The following is a 19,179-nucleotide window of genomic DNA, read 5'->3' as shown; positions in this document are numbered from 1 at the left end:
GTGTCCAGCGTTGGGATGGACATCACCGCAAGTCGTCAGGGAGGCACGTGACGATGGCCGAGCGCGCACTTCGCGGCACCCGGCTCGGAGCGACGAGCTACGAGAACGATCGCAACACCGATCTGGCCCCGCGCCAAGAGGTGGACTACACCTGCGGCAAGGGCCACCGGTTCACCGTGACGCTCGCCGCCGAGGCCGAGGTGCCCGTGACCTGGGAATGCCGCAGCTGCGGCGCCACCGCCCTGCGGGTCGACGGGGAACTGCCGCAGACCAAGAAGAGCAAGCCCGCCCGCACCCACTGGGACATGCTCATGGAGCGCCGGACCATGGAGGACCTGGAGGAGGTCCTCGCCGAACGGCTGGCCATCCTGCGCGCCGGGCGCCGCAAGAGCGCCTGAGCCCCGCAGGACCCCGAGCAGCCCAGGGAAGCGAACAAACCGCACGACGCGATCGGACCGGACCCGCACCGCCATCACCGGACGGCGCGGGTCCGGTCCTTTTCCCGCCCCTGACCGGCCACCGGCCGCACGGCACGGATCCGCAACGCGCGAACGCGGGAAGCCAAGAGCCCGCCACCACCGTCCGGTGGTGGCGGGCTCTTGGCGTCGATCGCCGGGTCCTGCGCGGGTGTCAGGGGCGGTCGTCGTCGTGAAGGACCTCGCCCTGCACCACCGGGCCGCTGGGACGCTGCCCCTGCTCGGGCCGGCGCGCCGCTCCCCCGAACGGGAACCCCGCCCCCGGCACACCACCCGGCATCCCGCCCGGCATGCCCCCGGGCGCCGAGCCGAGCGGGGTGAACAGCTGCTCCTCGGCCTCGCGCACGCGCCGCGCGGCGTAGCGGCCGAGCGCGCGCCGCATCGGCGGGCGCGTGAACGGCAGCAGCAGCACCAGGGCCGCGACGTCGGTGAGGAAGCCCGGCATCATCAGCAGCAGCGCCCCTGCCATCACCAGCGCCGTGTCCAGCCCCTCGCGGCCGTTCCGGCCCGAGCGGCCCCCGCGGCCCCGGCGCCCCTCGATGCCCGGCGCGGCCGGCGGCGCCCCCGCCGCGGCCGTCCCGCCGAGCGCGGCGGTCAGCTCGCCCCACGCGCGGCGGCCCTCCCGCTGCACCAGCCAGCCGCCGAGCGCGGCCCCCGCCAGCAGCAGCAGGAACGTCCACCCGGCCCCGATCAGCGACCCCACCCAGATGATCGTCGCAATCTCCAGGACGGGGACCAGCAGCAGGGCGGGGACCAGTACGCGGCGCATGACTCCAGTTTCGGGTCGATCGGATGCCTACACCCCTGCCAACGCCGCGGGCCCCGCGATCGTTTCCGCCCGCGTTCAGCCCACCGCGATCACCACCGCCCGCCGGCCGGGACGGGACCCCGGGACGGCGCGGCGGTCAGGGGTTGCGGAGCTTGCGGGTGCGCTCGGTGACGCCCCACTGCGTCAGCCGCAGCATCGCCTCGCCCATGATGTCGCCGCTCATCTTGCTCGTGCCGTGCTCGCGCTCGATGAAGGTGATCGGCACCTCCACCACCTTCAGGCCCTGGCGCAGCGCCCGCAGCGCCATGTCGATCTGGAAGATGTAGCCGCGCGACACCACCTCGTCCAGGCCGATCTTCTCCAGCGTCGCGGCGCGGAACGCCCGGTAGCCCGCGGTCAGGTCGTGCAGGTCCACGCCCAGCATCACGCGCGCGTAGGTGTTGGCGCCGCGCGACAGGGCCTCGCGCCGCTTGGGCCAGTTGACGACCTTGCCGCCGGGCACGTACCGGGCGCCGATCACCAGGTCGGCGTCCACCAGCGCGGCCAGCAGCGTCGGCAGCTCCTCGGGCTGGTGGGAGCCGTCGGCGTCCATCTCCACCATGACGTCGTAGCCCTGCTCGGCCGCCCAGGTGAAACCGGCGATGTAGGCGGCGCCCAGGCCGTCCTTGGCGGTGCGGTGCAGCACCTTGATCCCGGGGTCGGCGGCGGCCATCGCGTCGGCCAGCTCGCCGGTGCCGTCCGGGCTGCCGTCATCGACGATCAGCATGTCGGCGGCCGGCACCGCGGCCCGCACCCGCCCGGTGATCCGCTCGATGTTCTCCCGCTCGTTGTAGGTCGGGACGATCACGAGCACCCGCCCGAGGCCGGCCGGAATCTCCATCGCTGCTCAGTTCCCCTCGTTCTTCCTGCGTCCAAGTACCCCGGCGGCCGCCGCCGCCCCGAGGCCGAGCGCGGTCAGCGCCCACTCCGGCCCCGCCCCGGCCCGGTCGGCGACCGTGCGCCCGGTGCGCGCGGCGACGCCCGCCACCGCGACGTCCGGCACGAACTCGCGGGAGCGGTGGATCATACGGCCGTCGGGCGCCACGATCGCGCTGATCCCGCTCGTGGCGGCCACCAAGATCGTACGGCCGTGCTCGACCGCCCGCAGCCGCGACATCGCGATCTGCTGCGGCGGCAGGGTGGTCCTGCCGTAGGTGGCGTTGTTGGTCTGCACGACCAGGACGTTCCCGCGCGCCACGTCGCGGACCTCCTGGTCGTAGGCGACCTCGAAGCAGATCACGTCGCCGATGTCCACCGGCCCCAGGCGCATGACGCCCGAGCGGGTGCCCTTGGCGAAGTCGCGCGGCACCAGCTCGAACCTCTTGATCATCTTGGTGAGGACCTCGCGGAACGGGACGTACTCGCCGAACGGGACGGGATGGCGCTTGACGTAGTAGTTCCCCGGTCCGGTGCGCGGATCCCACACGATCCCGCGGTTCTCCACCTTCGTCCCGTCGGGGGTGTCGACCAGCGCGCCGACCAGCACCGGAACGCCGATGTCCTTGACCGCGCCGTCGATGGCGGCGTAGGCGTCGGCCTCGCGGTAGGGGTCCAGGTCGCTGGCGTTCTCCGGCCACACCACCAGCTCGGGCCGCGCGACGGTGCCCGCCCGCACCTGCGCGGCCAGGCGGCGGGTGGCGCTCACGTGGTTGTCCAGGACGGCGCGGCGCTGGCCGAGGAAGTCCAGGCCGAGGCGCGGCACGTTGCCCTGCACGACCGCCACGGTCACCGGCCGGCCGCCGGTGGGGACCGGGATCGCCAGGCCGCCGCCCACCAGCAGGGCGCCCCCGGCGGCCGCGACGGCCACCGGCCGCCACACCGCCCGCCACACCGCCCGCACCAGGACGCGCGCCCCGCCGCCGGCGGGGCTCTCCTCAGGACCGGCGGAGCCTTCCTCAGGGGCGGCGGTGGCGCTCGCGCGGTGGGTGCGCAGTGCGGCCGCGACCGCCAGCGCCGCGTAGGCGAGCAGGCCGCCGATCAGGGCGGTCACGAACGTCACCAGGGGCGCGCCGCCGAGCGCGGCGTAGGGGGTCAGGGGGGTCGCGGTCTGGCTGAAGGCCAGCCGCGCCCACGGGAAGCCGCCGAAGGGCGCGCGGCCGCGCAGCGCCTCGTCGGCCACCCACAGCGCCGCCGACCACACCGGCCAGCCCCGCAGCCGCGTCACCAGCGCGCCGAGCGCGCCGAGCGGCAGCCAGTACAGCGCCTCCACCAGCGACAGCCCGGCCCAGGCGTCCGGGCCGATCCTGGCGATGCCGGTCAGGACCGGCAGGAAGAACGCCAGCCCCGCCAGCAGCCCGAGCCAGGCGCCGGTGCGGGCGCGCTGCCCGTACAGGGCGGCCGCCAGCATCGCCACCCCGACCGGGGCGAGCGGCGTGAGGTCCTGGGGCGGGAACGCCGCCCACATGAGCGGCCCGGCGGCCACCGCCAGCAGCGTGCGCGGCCAGCCCGCGCGGCCGCCGCGCCGCAGGACCGCCGCCCGGCCCACCCCGGGCCCCGGGGCGGGCGGCGACTCGGGCTGCCGCCCGGAGAGGGTCTCCTGCGCCACCATGGCTCCTGTCGGGATGTGCCGGGCCCGCTGCCGCGCCCGGACGCGCCGGCCGCTCGGCCCGCGCGGAAGAGTCGTCACCTGGAACGCTACCGGTCCGCGGCCACGATCACGACCGGGGGCCGATCACGATCGCCCCGCGGGCTCGCGCCGCGGGCCGCCGGGACGCGCCGGGGGCGCGCAAGGGTGCGGGCACGGGAAAAGGCCCGCGGCAACCATCGGGCCGGAGTCGTCCCACAGGCGGTGGGAACGGTGCTCCGTTTTCTCCTGGATGCCGGGGCCTCCCCTGGTCCAACCCCCCGCCCGATCGGGCGGCTCCACCCTGACGCGGCCGCGGTGCCCGCACCTGGCATGGACGTTCCGCGCGTGCGCTCCGCGCGCGGCCCCGTCCTGGCGCGGTATCCGGCGGCGCCGTGAGCGGCCGATCGGTGAGTCCCGTGCTGGACTGCAGCAAAACTACCCACTTCCGGGCCCTTGTCAACCGCCGTCTGGACTGCGACGACACCGTGTTCGCGCTGGTCGGCGCACCCGGGTCAGGGCACCACGACGGTTCCGGTCGCGGTGACGACCACGATCGGCTCGGCCAGCGCCTCGGCCGCCGACGGCCCCCGGTCGGGGCGGCCCCGGCACACCACCCGCGCCTCCAGCGCCAGGGTGCGGCTGCGGCGGCCGACGCGGGTGACGGTCGCGCTGGCCTCCAGCACGTCCCCGGCCCGCACCGGCGCATGGAAGATCACGTCCTGGTAGCCGGCGAACAGCCCCTCGTCGCCGTCGGCGCGGATGCACACCTCGGTCGCCACGTCCCCGAACAGCCCCAGGGTGTAGGCGCCGTCGACCAGGTCGCCGGCGTAGTGGGCGTGGGCGTAGGGGACGTAGCGGCGGTGGGTGACGGTCAGGCCCTCGCGCGGGTCGGTGCTCACAGGTCCTCGCCTTCGAGATCGGTGCCGTCGGTGCCGTCGGTGCCGTCGGTGCCGTCGGTGCCGTCGGTGCCGTCCTCGGCGGCGGTGCCGGCGGCCGCCCGGCCCGGGACCAGGGCGTGCACCAGGTAGGAGGCGACCTCGGCGGGCGTGGTGCCCTTGCCGAAGACGCGGTCCACGCCGAGGTCGGCGGGGGTGACGGTGTCGAAGCGCGGGCCCCCCACCACCAGCAGCGGGCGGCCCATGCCGGCGGCGACGGCGGTGGGGTACTCGGCGTGGAAGGCCGCCGCCATCTGCTTGGTGTTGTGCAGGTGGGCGTTGCGCTGGGTGACGACCTGGGAGACCAGCACCGCGTCGGCGCCCGCCTGCTTGGCGCGCGCCACCAGCTCCTCGACGGTGACCTGGGCGCCCATGTTCACCACCTGGATCTCCCGGTAGTACTCCAGGCCCTTCTCCCCGGCGAAGCCCTTGACGTTGAGGATCGCGTCGATGCCGACGGTGTGGGCGTCGGTGCCGATGCAGGCGCCGACGACGACCAGCCGCCGGTTCAGCCCGGCGCGCACCGCCCGGTTCACCTCGGCGGCGCCCAGCAGCGGGTACTCGCGTCCGGGCGGGGCGGGGATGGAGGCGTAGTCGATGAGGTGCCCGGTGCGGCCGTAGACGATGAAGAAGGTGAAGTCGGGGCCCATCGCCTTGGCGTGCACGACGCTGGCGGGGTCCAGGCCCATCTTGCCCGCCAGCTGCAGCGCGGCGGCCTCGGCGCGGCGCCCGAAGGGCACCGGCAGGGTGAACGACATCTGCACCAGCCCGTCGCCGGTGGTGTCGCCGTAGGGGCGGATGACCTGGCGGGTGTCGGCGGGCTCGGCCGGCGCGCGGGCCTCCGTCCCCACGGCGGCGGAAGCGGCGGCGGGGCCGGCGGGGTCGTGGGCGCTCATGCGGGCACCTCCTGTCCGGCCTGCCCGGCCGGTTCGGTGGACGCGGCGTGCGGGTCCTCGGCGTCCAGGATCGCGATCGCGGGGTTGTGGTAGCCGGGGGCGCGCTCCACGACGCCCTCCAGGCCCTTGCCGCCGTCGGCGGGGCGGCGGGTGACGCCGAAGGTGCCCTCGGCGATCGCGGTGAGCAGCCCGTCGCGCTCGACGCGCTCCAGCAGCTGCACCGCCTCCGACAGCACGCGGCGGGCGCGCTGCTGGACGAACCCGCCGGGGCGCGGGACGAAGTCCTCGGCCAGGTCGCCGCAGGCGTCGCGGACGTAGCGCACGTTCTCCAGCGCCAGGTCGCGGTCCGACAGCCACGGGGTGTGGATGCCCTCGGTCATCATCCCGATCAGGATGATCGACTGGTCGGTGAGCACGCCCGCCAGGTTGAAGAAGGCGTCCAGCAGGTAGCCGGCGAAGATGTTGCCGCTCATGTGCTTGGTCGGCGGCATGTACTTCAGCGGCGCGCCGGGGAACAGCTCGCGCACGAGCTGGGCGTGGGCGAGCTCCAGCCGGAAGGAGGAGGGCACCGCCGGGTCGATCTCGAAGGCGTGGCCGAGGCCGAGCTGGTCGTCGCGCAGGCCCGCCTCGTGCCCGAACCGCTCGTTGAGCAGCTGGCTGACCACGACGGTGTGCGCGGCGTCCACGGCGTCGGCGGTGGTGAGGTAGTTGTCCTCGCCGGTGTTGACGACGATGCCGGCGCGGGCGTGGACCTGCCGGGAGAAGCGCTGGTCGATGAAGGTGCGGCGGGGGTTGATGTCGCGGAAGATGATGCCGTACATGCAGTCGTTGAGCATCATGTCCAGGCGCTCCAGCCCGGCCAGCGCCGCGATCTCGGGCATGCAGAGGCCCGAGGCGTAGTTGGTGAGCCGCACGTACCGGCCGAGCTCGCGCGACACCTCGTCCAGGGCGGCGCGCATGAGGCGGAAGTTCTCCTGGGTGGCGTAGGTGCCGGCGTAGCCCTCGCGGGTGGCGCCCTCGGGGACGAAGTCCAGCAGCGACTGCCCGGTGGAGCGGATCACCGCGACGACGTCGGCGCCCTCGCGGGCGGCGGCCTGGGCCTGCGGGATGTCCTCGAAGATGTCGCCGGTCGCCACGATCAGGTAGATGAGCGGGCGGGGCGGGTCGCCGACCTCGCGCAGCATCCGCGCGCGCTCGGCGCGGCGGTGGTCGATGCGGGCGATGCCGGCGCGGGCGGCCAGGCCCGACGCCTCGCGGGCGGCGGCCGCGTCGTCGCCGGCCGGCAGGCGGAAGCGGGCGGTGCCGCGGGCGGCGGCGCGGGCCAGGTCGGCCAGGTCGCGGTGCGGGCCGGTGCGCAGCGCGTCCCAGACCGGCAGCGCGACGCCGTGCTCCAGGCCCACCTGGTCGCGCACCGCGTCGGCCAGGTGGTTGACCCACGGGCGGCCCCCGGCGTCGGCGCCGGCCAGCCCGGCCAGCCGCAGCAGCGCGCGCTCGACCGACACCGTGGTGTGGGTGCGCGCCATCGCGATGACGGGCTCGGCGGCGCGCGCGGCCAGCCGGCGGGCCGTGCGCACCACCTCGGGATCGAGGTCGAGTTTTCCTTCCGGCGCCATTGCCGTCTCCCTCCCGCGCGCCCGTGACGAACAATCGTCCGTATTGACGCGATCCATACGGGAGATCCTGCGGTATCGACCGGCCTCGACGCAAGAACATCTTCGCGGGGTCGAGGGCGGGCAATCCCCGGCCCCGGCCTGGGCAAAATCATGACCCCCTACTGATCGTGAACTTATACTCACTGCAAGTAGCGGGCCACGTGCCGCCCGCCCCGCGCCCTGACCGGCGCCACGATCTGCGAAATGAGGGTCATGCCCGCCTACCTGCTCGCCGCGGCCTGCGCGGTGGCGATCGTCTTCATCGCGAGCCGGCTCGTCAAGCGCGCCAGGCACGCCGCCGAGGACGCCGAGCCCGACGGCCCCACCAACAGCCACGCCGGCGCGATGCTGTCGGCCCTGTTCCTGCTGGCGTTCGCCATCGCCATCGTGGTGCCGTGGACGTCGGCGGACGCGGCCCGCATGAACACCAACGTCGAGGGCCAGGCGATCGTGGAGGCGTACTGGTCGGCCGCCCGGCTGCCGGCCGGCCAGGGCCGCCCCGTGCAGGCCGCGCTCACCGACTACGCGCGCTTCGTCCACGACAGCGAGTGGGCCGACATGCGCAAGGGCCGCCTGTCGGCCGACGGCTGGGCGCGCCTGGACCGGCTGCGCCGCGACGTCACCGCCCTGAAGACCACCGACGACGAGCCGCAGGACGCCCGCACCGCGCTGCTGGACCACCTCACCGAGATCGCCACCGCCCGCCAGCAGCGCGCCATGGACGCCACCTCCGCGCCGCCGCCGGGACTGCTGGCCATCACCGTCCTCACCGGCCTGCTGGTCATGGTGCTGCCCTACCTGGCCGGCGCGCGCCCCCGCGGCATGGCGCTCGTGCCGCTGTTCCTCATGGCGGCCCTGCTCGGCCTGGGGGTATGGCTGTGCTTCGACATCCAGCACGTGTTCTCCGGCGCGCTCGCCGTCGGCCCCGACGCCTACGCCGCCGCCCTGGCCGAGCTGCAGCGCGTCGCCGCGGGGGGCTGAGCGTGCGCCGCCTGCTGGCCATGATCCCGGCCGCGCTCGCCGCGGCGTCGCTGCTGCCGCTGACGGCGTCGGCGGCGCCGCCCCCCGGGCCCGGGTCGGGATCGGGCGAGGTGCTGGTGTGCGTGGGCGGCTCGGTCACGGTCCACGTCCACGACGACGTCCACGTCAACGTCGGATCGGGCGCGGGCTGCTCGCACGCCCCCGCGCCGCCGCCCGCCCCGGTCCCCGTGCCCCCGACGCCGACGCCCCCGCCGCTTCCCCCGCCGACCCCGACGCCGGTGGCACCGGTCGCACCGCCCCCCGCCACGCCCACGCCAGCGCCCCCTCGGCCGCAACCGACCACCCCGGCCCCCGCGCCCACACCCACACCCAAGCCCGAGGTCAGGAGGACGCCCACGCCGGCGCCCCCCGCGGCCGCACCGGCCCCCGCACCGCCCGCGGCACCGCCCGCGCCCGCCGCTGCGCCGGTGCCGGTGCCGCGCATCCCCGCGCCCGACCTCCCGGCACCCGACATCGCCGCGCCCGCGCCGCGTCCCCCCAAGCCGACCCTGGCGGCCGCGCACCGCCGGCCCACGTCGCTGCTGAAGCCCCGGCACCGGCGGCCGTCGCCGCTCGCCACCCCGCTGGTGATCGTCGTGCTGGCCGCCGTCATCAGCGCCGGCACCGCCCTGGCCTTCGCCCGCTGACCCCGCCGCGTCCCCGGCCGCCCGGGGGCGACCTCCACGCGCGTGCGCCGCACCGCCGCGCCGGGCGGCTCGGCCAGATGCGCGCGGAACGGCCGGGTGAGCCGGCGCGCGCTGACCCCGACGTGACCGGCCAGGGCGGCGACGCCGAGGTCGGCGCCGGGTAGCGCGCGGCCGGCTCGGCGGCCAACAGCCAGTGGGTGGTGGCCCGCCGCCCGCATGCCGGTGATCCGCACGACCGCCGGCGCGGCGAGGACCGCCGCGGCGGCCCTCGCCCCCTCCACCGCGATGAAGGTGGCTGCCCCCGCCGCCGCTACAGGCCCGGGATCTCGCCGTTGCGGAAGGCGTCGACGAACAGGCGGTGGTCGTCGCGGACGATGACGGCGTACTCGGTGCCGAAGGCGACCATGTCGGCGACGAAGGCGTCCTCGCGGTCGCCGATGACGCCGTTGATGGCGTCCTCGACCTGGAAGCCGACCAGGGTGTGGTCGGAGTCGAAGTCCGACACGCAGTGGATCTTGGCGGTGGCGCGGCCCAGGTCGTCCAGCACCGACAGCATGTCCGCCGGCTCGATCAGCCCGCCCCAGTCCAGGTCGGCCTCGTAGGGCGACAGCTCCTGCACCACGTAGCCGACGCCGTCGATCTCGGTGTACCCCAGCCACGGGTCGGTGTTGGCCTGCAGGGCGCGCCGCGACACCGCCGTGCGGTGCCCCTCGTGCTGGAAGTAGGCGCGGATGCGCTCGTCGTCGACGACCCGGCTCGGCGCGGCGACGTTGCCCTGCTTCATCGACAGGATGACGTCGTTCTCCAGCGCCTGCGTGCGGCCCTCCACCAGGATGTTGTACGCCGACAGGCCCGCCGACCCGATCCCGAACCCCGACGAGCCCACGATGTCCTTGATGTCGTAGGTGAGGCTGCCGAACCGCTTCTCGCTCGGGATCGTCGCCAGGTACGCCTGGTAGGCCTTCTCGACCTTGGCGCGCTCGGCCTCGTCCAGCCGCCGCACCCCCGCCCCGTGCTTGAACCGCCGCTCGCTCTCCTCCACCAGCGTCATCCCGTCCAGCAGCTGGACGCGCGCCGACGACAGCGCCCGCACCAGCACGTCGCGGACGTAGCCGTCGGTGTTGTCCAGGGTGAGCGCGAAGGAGTAGTCGTCGGCGTGGGTGGCGTAGTGGCGGACCTGGTCGACGTAGGCGCGCACGTAGGTCTCGATCAGGCGGCGGATGTCGGCGTCCGACACCGCCTTGCCCCACGCCAGCAGCGCCAGGCTCGCCACCAGCCGCTTGACGTCCCAGGTGAAGTGCCCGACGTAGGCCTCGTCGAAGTCGTTGACGTCGAAGACGAACACCCCGTCGGCGTTGAGGTAGGTGCCGAAGTTCTGCGCGTGCAGGTCGCCCTGGATCCACACCCGGCCGGTCCGCTCGTCGGCCCAGCGGTCCTCGTCGTCGACGACGTCGGCGTAGAACAGGCACGCGCTGCCCCGGTAGAAGGCGAACGGGTCGGAGGCCATCTTGCGGAACCGGCGCCGGAACTCGGCCGGGCTGCGCTCCATCAGGCCCGCGAACGTCTCCACCAGCACCCCCACGATCTGGCTCTTGCGCTCCTCGGGGTCGCGGGCGCGCAGGGTCTCGGTGATGCCGGCCATCGGCGTTCTCCTCGCAGGAAGGGGGGCTGTGCGCGCTATTGTGCCGAATCGCCGCCCGTCCGTGCGGTGAACGACGCGCGTACACCCGGTTCGTTCCGCAACAGGTCAAGCGCCATGCTCGCGTGACCGGGCACATAACCGTTGCCGATGAGCATCGTCACGTCGGCGGCCAGCCCCTCGGCGCCGAGCGCGGCCGCCGGGAACGACGTCGCCATCGAGAAGAACACCACCGTGCCGCCCGGCGCCGTCGACAAGATCGCGCCGTGCTCGCAGCCCGGCACGTCCACGCAGACCACCGTGACGTCCACCGGGTCGCCGACGGCCGCCGCGACCGCGACCGGATCGCGCGCGTCGGCGCGCACCACCTCCCCGGCCAGGCCCGCCGCCCGCAGCCGCTCCTCCTCCGCGGCGGTCGGCACGAGCCCGACCAGGCGCGAGGCGCCCGCGCGGCGTGCCGCCGCCAGCGCCAGCGACCCGCTCTTGCCCGCCGCGCCCAGCACCGCCACCGACGCCCCCGGCCGCGCCGCCACCACCCGGTGGGTGAGGGCGGGCGCGCCGCACACGTCCATGACCGCCAGCGCCAGCGGCACCGGCAGGTCGTCGGGCAGCACCGCCACGATCGAGCGGGCGAACAGGATCGCATGACCCCGCGCGGGGACCTGCTCCGAGCGCCCGTCCCACGACGCCAGCCCGTCGGTCACCGCCAGCGGGGTCAGGGTCAGCGACACCAGCGTCGCGACCCGGTCGCCGGGCGCCAGGCCGAGCGGGGACTCCGCCCCGACCTCCTGCACCGTCCCCACCAGCATCCCGCCCGACCCGGTGACGGGGTTCTGCATCTTGCCGCGCGTCCCGACGATCTCCAGGACGGCGGCGCGGACCGCGTCGCCGTCGCCGCCGTGCGCGGTGCGCAGCTGCCGGAAGGACGCCGCGTCCAGGTTCAGCCGCTCCACCCCCACCCGCACCTCGTCGGGCCCGATCTCCGGCGAGGCGTCCAGCCGCAGCGCCGCCTGCGGCAGCACGCCCGTCGGCTCCAGCACCCGGTGCAGCCCCACGGCGCGGCCGGCCGGTCCCACGTGTCGATCGATCATCTGCGTCCCGTCCCGCGCCCTTCGTCCCCCCTCGGGGACGTAAATCGTCCCGGTCAACTCTGGTTGAACCGGAAGTCTTCCCGTAACGTCAGCCTGACACAAGACTTTTGCGGCCACCAGCCGTCCACCACCACCAGCAACCAGCAGCAACCACCGCCGCACGTGCCGCACCGCGAGGAAGGGGTCGACGATGACCACCGCCCTGCACCCGGACACCGGCCCCGCCGGGTCCTCCCCCACCCCTGCCGACGACCCCGCCCGGCAGCCCTACGCCTACCGCCGCCGCCCCCTGCACGAACCCGACCACCGCCGCCTCCCCGGCTGGCGCGACGTCACCACCGCCGAATGGGAATCGGCCCAATGGCAGCGCGCCCACTGCCTGAAGAACACCCGCCAGCTGCGCGCCGTCCTCGGCGACCTCGTCGACGACCGCTTCTACACCGACCTGCAGCGCGACCAGGCCGAGCACGCCACCATGTCCATGCTGCTGCCCCCGCAGATGCTCAACACCATGGACACCTCCTCCACCGAGGCGTTCTACGCCGACCCCGTCCGCCGCTACATGCTCCCCGTCGCCTCCGACCGCCGCACCGACTGGCCCTCCCACCCCCGCGCCGCCCGCGACTCCCTGCACGAGGCCGAGATGTGGACCGTCCAGGGCCTCACCCACCGCTACCCCACCAAGGTCCTGGCCGAACTGCTGTCCACCTGCCCCCAGTACTGCGGCCACTGCACCCGCATGGACCTGGTCGGCAACTCCACCCCCGCCGTCGACAAGCACCGCTTCACCCTCAAACCCCCCGACCGCCACGCCGCCATGCTCGACTACCTGCGCGCCACCCCCGGCGTCCGCGACGTCGTCGTCTCCGGCGGCGACGTCGCCAACCTGCCCTGGCCGCGCCTGGAGTCCTTCCTGGACGCCCTGCTCGACATCGACAACATCCGCGACGTCCGCCTGGCCTCCAAGGCCCTCATGGGCCTCCCCCAGCACTGGCTGCAGGACGAGGTCCGCGCCGGCATGGAGCGCCTCGCCGCCAAGGCCGCCGCCCGCGGCGTCCAGATCGCCGTGCACACCCACGTCAACGCCGCCCGCTCGGTCACCCCGCTGGTCGCCCGCGCCGCCCGCGCCCTGCTGGACACCGGCATCCGCGACGTCCGCAACCAGGGCGTCCTGCTGCGCGGCGTCAACGACACCCCCGAAGCCCTGCTCGACCTGTCGTTCGCCCTGCTCGACGAAGCCGGCATCATGCCCTACTACCTGTACATGTGCGACATGATCCCCGCCGCCGAGCACTGGCGGCTCGCACTGCACGAGGCACAGGACCTCCAGCACGCCATCATGGGCTACCTGCCCGGCTTCGCCACCCCGCGCATCGTCTGCGACGTCCCCTACGTCGGCAAGCGCTGGGTCCACCAGCCGGCCGACTACGACCGCGAGCGCGGCGTGTCCTCCTGGACGAAGAACTACCGGACGGGCCTGGAAGCCGTCGATCCCGACGCCCTCCAGCGGCGCTATCCGTACTACGACCCGATCTACACGCTGCCCGAGGCGGGTCAGATGTGGTGGCGGGAGCGGGAAGCCGACGCCTTTACATTGTAGATCATTAAGGGTGGAGGGGTGGGGCTGGGCGGGCCGGTCCCGCCCCTCCCGGGCGCCGATCCCGCACGGTTGACCACGTTCGGTCACGGCCATGTGTGGCAGCCGCCGCGGCGGGCGTCGCAACATGGTCACCTGCACCGCCCCGCCGCCGTACATCCCTGACATCGCCGCGCCGCACGCCCCGGCGCGGCGGCCCGAGAGGGTGCGCATGCCCGTCCAGCAGGCCGACTTCACCGGGCCCGTCGCCGCCCTCGCCGCCTCGGCGACCCGCCACGCCGCGCTGGACAACGACTTCTTCCGGCACTGGATGGCCGCCGCCCTCCCCTACCGGCAGGTCGAGGTGTTCGCCCGCGAGTTCCACGCCCGCACCGTCGACAGCACCGTCGTCATCGCCCTGTCGGTGCTGCAGACCGACGACCCGGCCGCCCGCCTGGAACGCGCCCGCCACCTGTACACCGAGTACGGCAGCGGCGACCCCTCCCGCGCCCACCTGGTGCTGCTGGAGCGGATGCTGACGGGGCTGCTCGCCCGGCTGCGCGAGGCCGCCTACCCGGCCGCCGAGCTGCGGGCGGGCGGCGCCTGCCCGCAGACGCGGGCCTTCGGCGACGCCCGCCACGCCCTGTTCACCGACGCCGACCCCCGCGTCGTCGCCGGCGCGCTGCTGGCGCAGGACGGCCTCGCCCACGCCACCTCGGCGCGCCTGTACGAGGGGCTGCGCAACTACAAGCCCCTGTACGGCGAGGACGACTTCCACACCGCGGCCGAGTACTTCTACGTCCACCTCGGCGAGACCGCCCGCGGCGACCGGGGCGGCGCCGTCGCCGGCGCGGCCGCCCGCTGCCGCGACGAGGTCGACTTCGCGCAGGTGCGGCGCGGGTTCGAGGGCGTGCTGGACCTGACGGCCGGCTACTGGGGCGCGGTCCACCGCGCGATGCGCAGCGCCTGACCGGGGCCGGCCGGACGGCCGACGGCAGATCGTGCCGTGGAACGCGCCGGTCTTATGGGAACATCTGCGCATGATCGTGGAACGCCGGGTCGAGCTGCGCTTCGGGGCCGAGAGCCGCGCCGCCGGGACGCACACCAACCTGTCCGCCGTCCGCCAGGACGGCCGCTGCCTCTGGGTCGCCGGGGACGAGACCGCCACCATCGAGCGCCTCACCGCCGTCACCGGCCCCGGCGGCCTGGTCACCTGCTACGACGGGCACCGCACCGTCCGCCTGGCCGACCTGGTCGAGCTGCCGGCCGGCCCCGAGGAGGAGGCCGACATCGAGGGGCTGGCGCGCGCGGGCGGCTGGCTCTGGGCGATCGGCTCGCACAGCCTCAAGCGCAAGAAGATCAAGCCGGGGCGGTCCGACGCCAAGTCCCGCAAGCGGCTGGCCACCGTCGTGCGCGAGGACAACCGCTTCATCCTCGCCCGCCTGCCGCTGGTGCAGGACGCCGACGGGCTGCCGCAGGTGGTGCGCGCCGACGGCGACCGCACCGCCGCCGTCCTCGGCCTGAAGGGCGACTCGATCGCCGACCTGCTCGCCCGCGACCCCCACCTCGCGCCGTTCCTGGCGATCCCCAGCAAGGACAACGGCCTGGACGTCGAGGGCATCGCCGCGCACGGCGACCGCCTGTACATCGGGCTGCGCGGCCCGGTCCTGCGCGGCTGGGCGGTGCTGGTGGAGATCCGCCCCGACCCCGAGCCGGACGCGCGCGGACGGCTGCGGCTGCTGCCCGTCGGCGCGGGCGGCGACCTGTACCGCACGCACTTCCTGGACCTGGGCGGCCTCGGCATCCGCGACCTGTGCCCCGACGGCGACGACCTGCTCGTCCTCACCGGCCCCAGCATGAGCCTGTCGGGACCGGTGCGGGTGGTGCGCTGGCCCGGCGCGGCCGCCGTCGACTACCCCGACATCGTCTCCGCCGCCGAGCTGCAGGTCCTCGGCGAGCTGCCGCACGGCGACGGCGAGGACCACGCCGAGGGCGTCGCGCTGCTGGCCGGCGACGACGGCCGGCCCGGCACCCGCCTGCTGGTGGTCTACGACAGCCCCTCCCCCGACCGGCTCACCGAGCAGGGCGGCGTGCTCGCCGACGTGGTCGCCCTGCCCCTCTGACCGCTCCCCCGGCGCACCGGCACCCGGATAAGTGGGCGCTTGCGGGTTCTGCTTGGATGGGCGCACCCGCTGCGGGCGCCGCGGGTGAGGAGAGGCGAGGGCGAGCATGATCGAGTGGTCCGACGAAGACCTGATGATCCGCGACGCGGTGCGCGACTGGATCGACGCGAAGGTCAGGCCGAACCTGGACGCGCTGGACGCGGGCGAGCTGCCGCCCTACGACCTGATCCGCGACCTGTACAGGACGTTCGGGATGGACGAGCTGGCCCGCTCCTCCTTCGCCAAGCGCCTGGAGCGCGAGCGGTCCGGCGCGGCCGCCGAGAGCGAGGGCGCCGGCGGGGGCGGCGGCGACGCGGCGTTCTCGATGCTGCCGATCATCGAGCTGTGCAAGGTGGCGCCGGGCATCGTGTCGGCCATGGGCGTGAGCTTCGGCCTGGCCGCCGGCACCATCATGAAGCGCGGCACGCCCGAGCAAAAGGAGCGCTGGGGCTTGGACCTGCTGACCATGGACAAGGTCGGCGCCTGGGCCATCACCGAGCCCAACTCCGGCTCCGACGCCTTCGGCGGCATGCAGGCCACCGCCCGCAAGGACGGCGACGACTACGTCATCAACGGCGGCAAGACCTTCATCACCAACGGCCCCTACGCCGACACGATCGTCTTCTACTGCAAGCTCGACGACGGCCGCCCCCCGCGCGACCGCGAGATCCTGACGTTCGTGCTGGACGCGGGCATGCCGGGCCTGGAGCAGAGCCGGCCGCTGCGCAAGATGGGCCTGCACTCCTCCCCCACCGGCGAGCTGTTCCTCAGCGACGTGCGGGCGGGCGCCGACCGGCTCCTGCCGGCCGGGGCGGGCGGCGGCCGCGAGTCGGCGCGCCAGAACTTCGTCACCGAGCGCGCGGGCGTCGCGGCGATGTCGCTCGGCGTCATCGAGGAGTGCCTGCGCCTGTCGGTCGACTACGCGCGCCGGCGCGAGCTGTGGGGGCAGCGCATCGGCGACTTCCAGCTCATCCAGCTGAAGCTGGCCCGCATGGAGGTCGCCCGCATCAACGTGCGGAACCTGGTGTTCCGGCACGTGGAGATGAGCCGCGCGGGCCGCACCCCGACGCTGGCCGAGGCGTCGGCGATGAAGCTGTACGCCGCGCAGGCCGCCTCGGAGGTGGCGATGGAGGCCGTCCAGCTGTTCGGCGGCAACGGCTACATGAGCGAGTACCGCGTCGAGCAGCTCGCCCGCGACGCCAAGTCGTTCCAGATCTACGCCGGCACCGACGAGATCCAGGTCACCCACATCGCCCGCGACCTGCTGGGACGCTGACCCCGGCGGGGCGGCCGGGCCGCCCCGATTCCGTTCCGCGGGCCGCGAACTCTTCCGCGGCCCGCGGCGTCGTACCTACCGAAAGGCCCGCCGTGGGCTTTTCTGGACAGCGAACCGACGGGTCTGGATACTTCAAGCATGGATGGGCGGGCTTCCTACCCGGTGCGGGCCTCCGACGTGGAGCGCGACCAGGCGCTGCGCGTCCTCAGCGACCGGGTCGCCGAAGGCCGCATGTCCAACGACACCTTCGAGCGGCGCGTCGACCAGGTGCTGCGCGCCCAGAGCCGCGCCGAGCTCGCCGACATCGTGCACGACCTGCCGCCGACCAACCGGGTGGTGTCGCGGCTGACCGGCCTGGTGTCGTCGGTCTCCCAGGTCACCGCGCGCATCGAGGCGGCCTGGCGGACGCCGCGGCTGCCGCGGTTCACGCTGCCGCCCGCCGGGCGCGCCCGCATCGTCGTCGGCCGCGCCCCCGGCTGCCAGTTCGTGCTGACCGACCTCACCGTGTCGCGGTTCCACGCCGAGATCTACCACGCCGACGAGGGCTGGATGATCTCCGACCTGGGGTCGATGAACGGCACCCGCGTCAACGGGTGGCGGCTCACCGGCCCGGCCCGCGTCCGCCCCGGCGACGAGGTCGGGTTCGGCAACGCCAGCTTCATCGTCGCCGCCCCCTGACGCCGGTCCCCTCCCCCGCGCGTCAGCGCAGGCAGGTCGCGGCGGTGACGATCTCGGCGTGCATGTTGCGCTCCATCATCTCCAGCGCCGCCTCCCCGAGCCGGTCGTCGATGGCGGCGACGGCGTCGCGCGGGACCTGGACGGTGAAGTGGCGGATGTAGGCGTCCAGCGCGGTGTACAGGACGCACTGCTCGGTGACCTGCCCGGCTAGGACGACCCGGTCCACCTCGGCGCTGCCGAGCAGGTACTCCAGGGGCGTGCCGTAGAAGGCGCTGTGGCGCACCTTGGCCAGGAACGCGCGCTCGGGGCCGGGCACGACCGGCTCGACCAGGTCGGGGCGCCGCCCTTTGCGGGCCGCCGCCACCAGGTCCTGGCGCGTCGCCGAGAAGTCGCCGTGGTTGTCGTTGACGTACACCACCAGCGCGCCGTCGGGGCCGAGCCCGTCGGCGCGGCGCAGCAGTCCCGCGAGCGGCTCGACCATCCGCTCCACGCTCTCCTGGAGCGGCTCGGAGTCGTCGTGGTCGTAGGGGTTCAGCATGTCGATGACGATGAGTGCGGTCGATGGCATGGGCCCCGCCTGCCCAGCAGTCCCCAGGTCATGCACGGCCCCGCCCGCCCCGGCCGGGCGGGGCGCTCAGCGGCCGTCGAGCGCGGCCAGCCCGCGCTCCCAGCGGTCGCGGCGGGCGGCCTCGTCCTGCTCCCACCAGGGGGTGCCGCGCTCGCCGAGGGCGGTCTTGGCGAGGTGGACGCGGGCGCGCGCCTCCCGTTCGGCGTGCGGGTCGTCGGCGCGGTGGGCGGCCGCGATCGCGCGCCGCGCCGCCATCAGGTGGACGCGCAGCCGGGCGGCGGCCTCGCCGGGGACGGCGGGGTCGGTCGCCCGCCAGCGCCGGCCGGACACGATGATGTAGCGCCCGTCGGGCGTGCGCTCCGGCCCCGCGTCCTCCCCCATCCCGCTGTCCTGCCCGGCCGCCGGGGCCGGCACACCGCCGCGGGGGTTCAGGGGGCGTGGGTGACGGCGACGGGGCAGGCGCTCGACGGCGTGCACGATGCGCAGGGGCGGGCCGCCGGACGCGGCCGACAACGATCAGAGGTCACCCCCGGGCCTGGACCGAGGTCCCGGCCCGGGGGCGCGCGAGCCCGCGCGTCACTGGGTGAAGGGGAACCGGCGGCCCAGGGCCGTGCCGGCCCACCAGCGGCCGAGGCCGAGGGTGTCGCCGGCCCGGACCAGGGCCAGGCCGACCAGCACGATCGCGTAGATCAGGTGGTCGTCCATGAAGGGGTTGCTCTCGGGCGGCAGCACCACCGACCACATCATGACCAGCAGCAGGGCGCCGGCGCCGGCCGCGACGCGCAGGCCGACGCCGAGCAGCAGGGCCAGCCCGATCGCGGCGAGGCCGACCATGAACAGCGCGTCCGCCCAGGCGGCGCCGGCGATGCCGGTGTAGAAGCCCTTGAAGGGGCCGGTGGCCGAATGGGCGAGGAACCCCTTGGTCGGGCTGCCGCCGTCGATCCACGCCTGCGCCTTGGGGGTGGCGTGGCCGAGGCCGAAGGTCTTGTCCAGGAACGCCCAGAGGAACACCCAGGCCAGGGCCAGCCGGGCCGCCGCCCAGGTGTAGCGGGCCGGCGCCGACTCGGTCAGGGGCTCGGCGGCGTACAGGCGCGGGAAGGTCCGGTGCCCGGTGCGGTCGTGTTCGGAGATCGCCATCATCGTCTCGCCTTCGTCCGGCTCGCTCTCTGCGGTCACCCCCGAGCCAACG

General features: G+C 74.7%; 19 protein-coding genes. 8 read left to right on the top strand and 11 right to left on the bottom strand.

All coding sequences use genetic code 11. The features are described from left to right. Positions 1 to 53: 53 nt before the first annotated feature. Positions 54 to 398 carry an RNA polymerase-binding protein RbpA gene (locus tag K1Y72_RS13780; RefSeq protein ID WP_220166695.1) on the top strand — a complete coding sequence of 115 codons (345 nt, stop codon included), beginning with the start codon at positions 54 to 56 and terminating at the stop codon, positions 396 to 398. Between the two features lie 232 nt (positions 399 to 630). On the opposite strand, the gene K1Y72_RS13775 is transcribed toward K1Y72_RS13780, so the two are convergent. The 6 genes from K1Y72_RS13775 to kamD form a co-directional block, all read right to left on the bottom strand. Continuing rightward, positions 631 to 1,245: an FxsA family protein gene (locus K1Y72_RS13775; RefSeq protein WP_220166656.1), complete on the bottom strand. Its 615-nt coding sequence runs from the start codon at positions 1,243 to 1,245 to the stop codon at positions 631 to 633. A gap of 136 nt (positions 1,246 to 1,381) precedes the next feature. Continuing rightward, positions 1,382 to 2,125 carry a polyprenol monophosphomannose synthase gene (locus K1Y72_RS13770; RefSeq protein WP_220166655.1) on the bottom strand — a complete coding sequence of 248 codons (744 nt, stop codon included), beginning with the start codon at positions 2,123 to 2,125 and terminating at the stop codon, positions 1,382 to 1,384. 6 nt (positions 2,126 to 2,131) lie between these two features. Then, a complete protein-coding gene (gene lnt, locus K1Y72_RS13765) occupies positions 2,132 to 3,832 on the bottom strand; it encodes an apolipoprotein N-acyltransferase (protein ID WP_220166654.1) in 1,701 nt (566 codons plus the stop codon). Between the two features lie 530 nt (positions 3,833 to 4,362). Then, positions 4,363 to 4,749 carry a 3-aminobutyryl-CoA ammonia lyase gene (gene kal, locus K1Y72_RS13760; protein ID WP_220166653.1) on the bottom strand — a complete coding sequence of 129 codons (387 nt, stop codon included), beginning with the start codon at positions 4,747 to 4,749 and terminating at the stop codon, positions 4,363 to 4,365. Then, entirely contained in the window at positions 4,746 to 5,681 is a 936-nt protein-coding gene (kamE, locus tag K1Y72_RS13755; RefSeq protein WP_220166652.1) for a lysine 5,6-aminomutase subunit beta, read from the bottom strand. The genes kal and kamE overlap by 4 nt, the downstream gene beginning before the upstream one ends. Continuing rightward, entirely contained in the window at positions 5,678 to 7,294 is a 1,617-nt protein-coding gene (kamD, locus tag K1Y72_RS13750; RefSeq protein WP_220166651.1) for a lysine 5,6-aminomutase subunit alpha, read from the bottom strand. Before kamD ends, kamE begins: the two co-directional genes overlap by 4 nt. A gap of 243 nt (positions 7,295 to 7,537) precedes the next feature. On the opposite strand from kamD, the gene K1Y72_RS13745 reads away from it, so the two are divergent. After that, positions 7,538 to 8,314, top strand: a complete 777-nt coding sequence (locus K1Y72_RS13745; protein ID WP_258572365.1) for a bestrophin-like domain — start codon at positions 7,538 to 7,540, stop codon at positions 8,312 to 8,314. Between the two features lie 467 nt (positions 8,315 to 8,781). Then, the gene (locus tag K1Y72_RS13740) at positions 8,782 to 9,000 is read left to right on the top strand and encodes a hypothetical protein (protein WP_220166650.1); all 219 of its coding nucleotides are present in this window, start codon (positions 8,782 to 8,784) and stop codon (positions 8,998 to 9,000) included. Positions 9,001 to 9,310: 310 nt separating this feature from the next. Here K1Y72_RS13740 and K1Y72_RS13735 read toward each other — a convergent pair whose 3' ends face one another. Both K1Y72_RS13735 and kdd read right to left on the bottom strand, forming a co-directional pair. Further along, entirely contained in the window at positions 9,311 to 10,642 is a 1,332-nt protein-coding gene (locus K1Y72_RS13735; protein ID WP_220166649.1) for a DUF2252 domain-containing protein, read from the bottom strand. A 35-nt stretch (positions 10,643 to 10,677) separates the two neighbouring features. After that, entirely contained in the window at positions 10,678 to 11,730 is a 1,053-nt protein-coding gene (gene kdd / locus K1Y72_RS13730; protein WP_258572364.1) for an L-erythro-3,5-diaminohexanoate dehydrogenase, read from the bottom strand. 190 nt (positions 11,731 to 11,920) lie between these two features. Here kdd and K1Y72_RS13725 point away from each other — a divergent pair, with 190 nt between their 5' ends. The 5 genes from K1Y72_RS13725 (at position 11,921) to K1Y72_RS13705 (ending at position 17,422) form a co-directional block, all read left to right on the top strand. Then, the gene (locus tag K1Y72_RS13725; RefSeq protein WP_220166648.1) at positions 11,921 to 13,330 is read left to right on the top strand and encodes a KamA family radical SAM protein; all 1,410 of its coding nucleotides are present in this window, start codon (positions 11,921 to 11,923) and stop codon (positions 13,328 to 13,330) included. A gap of 208 nt (positions 13,331 to 13,538) precedes the next feature. Beyond that, positions 13,539 to 14,276 (top strand): iron-containing redox enzyme family protein, encoded by a 738-nt coding sequence (locus tag K1Y72_RS13720; RefSeq protein ID WP_220166647.1) that lies wholly within the window; start codon positions 13,539 to 13,541, stop codon positions 14,274 to 14,276. A 70-nt stretch (positions 14,277 to 14,346) separates the two neighbouring features. After that, on the top strand, positions 14,347 to 15,429 hold the full coding sequence (locus K1Y72_RS13715; RefSeq protein WP_220166646.1) for a DUF3616 domain-containing protein: 1,083 nt from the start codon (positions 14,347 to 14,349) through the stop codon (positions 15,427 to 15,429). Positions 15,430 to 15,535: 106 nt separating this feature from the next. After that, positions 15,536 to 16,744, top strand: a complete 1,209-nt coding sequence (locus tag K1Y72_RS13710) for an acyl-CoA dehydrogenase family protein (protein WP_220166645.1) — start codon at positions 15,536 to 15,538, stop codon at positions 16,742 to 16,744. A gap of 138 nt (positions 16,745 to 16,882) precedes the next feature. Then, a complete protein-coding gene (locus K1Y72_RS13705; RefSeq protein ID WP_220166644.1) occupies positions 16,883 to 17,422 on the top strand; it encodes an FHA domain-containing protein in 540 nt (179 codons plus the stop codon). Between the two features lie 22 nt (positions 17,423 to 17,444). Here the strand turns inward: K1Y72_RS13705 and K1Y72_RS13700 are convergent, their stop codons facing one another. The 3 genes from K1Y72_RS13700 to K1Y72_RS13690 form a co-directional block, all read right to left on the bottom strand. After that, positions 17,445 to 17,990 carry a cysteine hydrolase family protein gene (locus K1Y72_RS13700; protein ID WP_220166643.1) on the bottom strand — a complete coding sequence of 182 codons (546 nt, stop codon included), beginning with the start codon at positions 17,988 to 17,990 and terminating at the stop codon, positions 17,445 to 17,447. Positions 17,991 to 18,056: 66 nt separating this feature from the next. Next, positions 18,057 to 18,371 carry a hypothetical protein gene (locus tag K1Y72_RS13695; protein WP_220166642.1) on the bottom strand — a complete coding sequence of 105 codons (315 nt, stop codon included), beginning with the start codon at positions 18,369 to 18,371 and terminating at the stop codon, positions 18,057 to 18,059. A 195-nt stretch (positions 18,372 to 18,566) separates the two neighbouring features. Then, on the bottom strand, positions 18,567 to 19,127 hold the full coding sequence (locus K1Y72_RS13690) for a hypothetical protein (RefSeq protein ID WP_220166692.1): 561 nt from the start codon (positions 19,125 to 19,127) through the stop codon (positions 18,567 to 18,569). Positions 19,128 to 19,179: the final 52 nt, after the last annotated feature.

The organism is Actinomadura parmotrematis, from assembly GCF_019458805.1.
Classification (GTDB): domain Bacteria; phylum Actinomycetota; class Actinomycetes; order Streptosporangiales; family Streptosporangiaceae; genus Spirillospora; species Spirillospora parmotrematis.
This window is presented reverse-complemented; position numbering and strand designations above follow the sequence as displayed.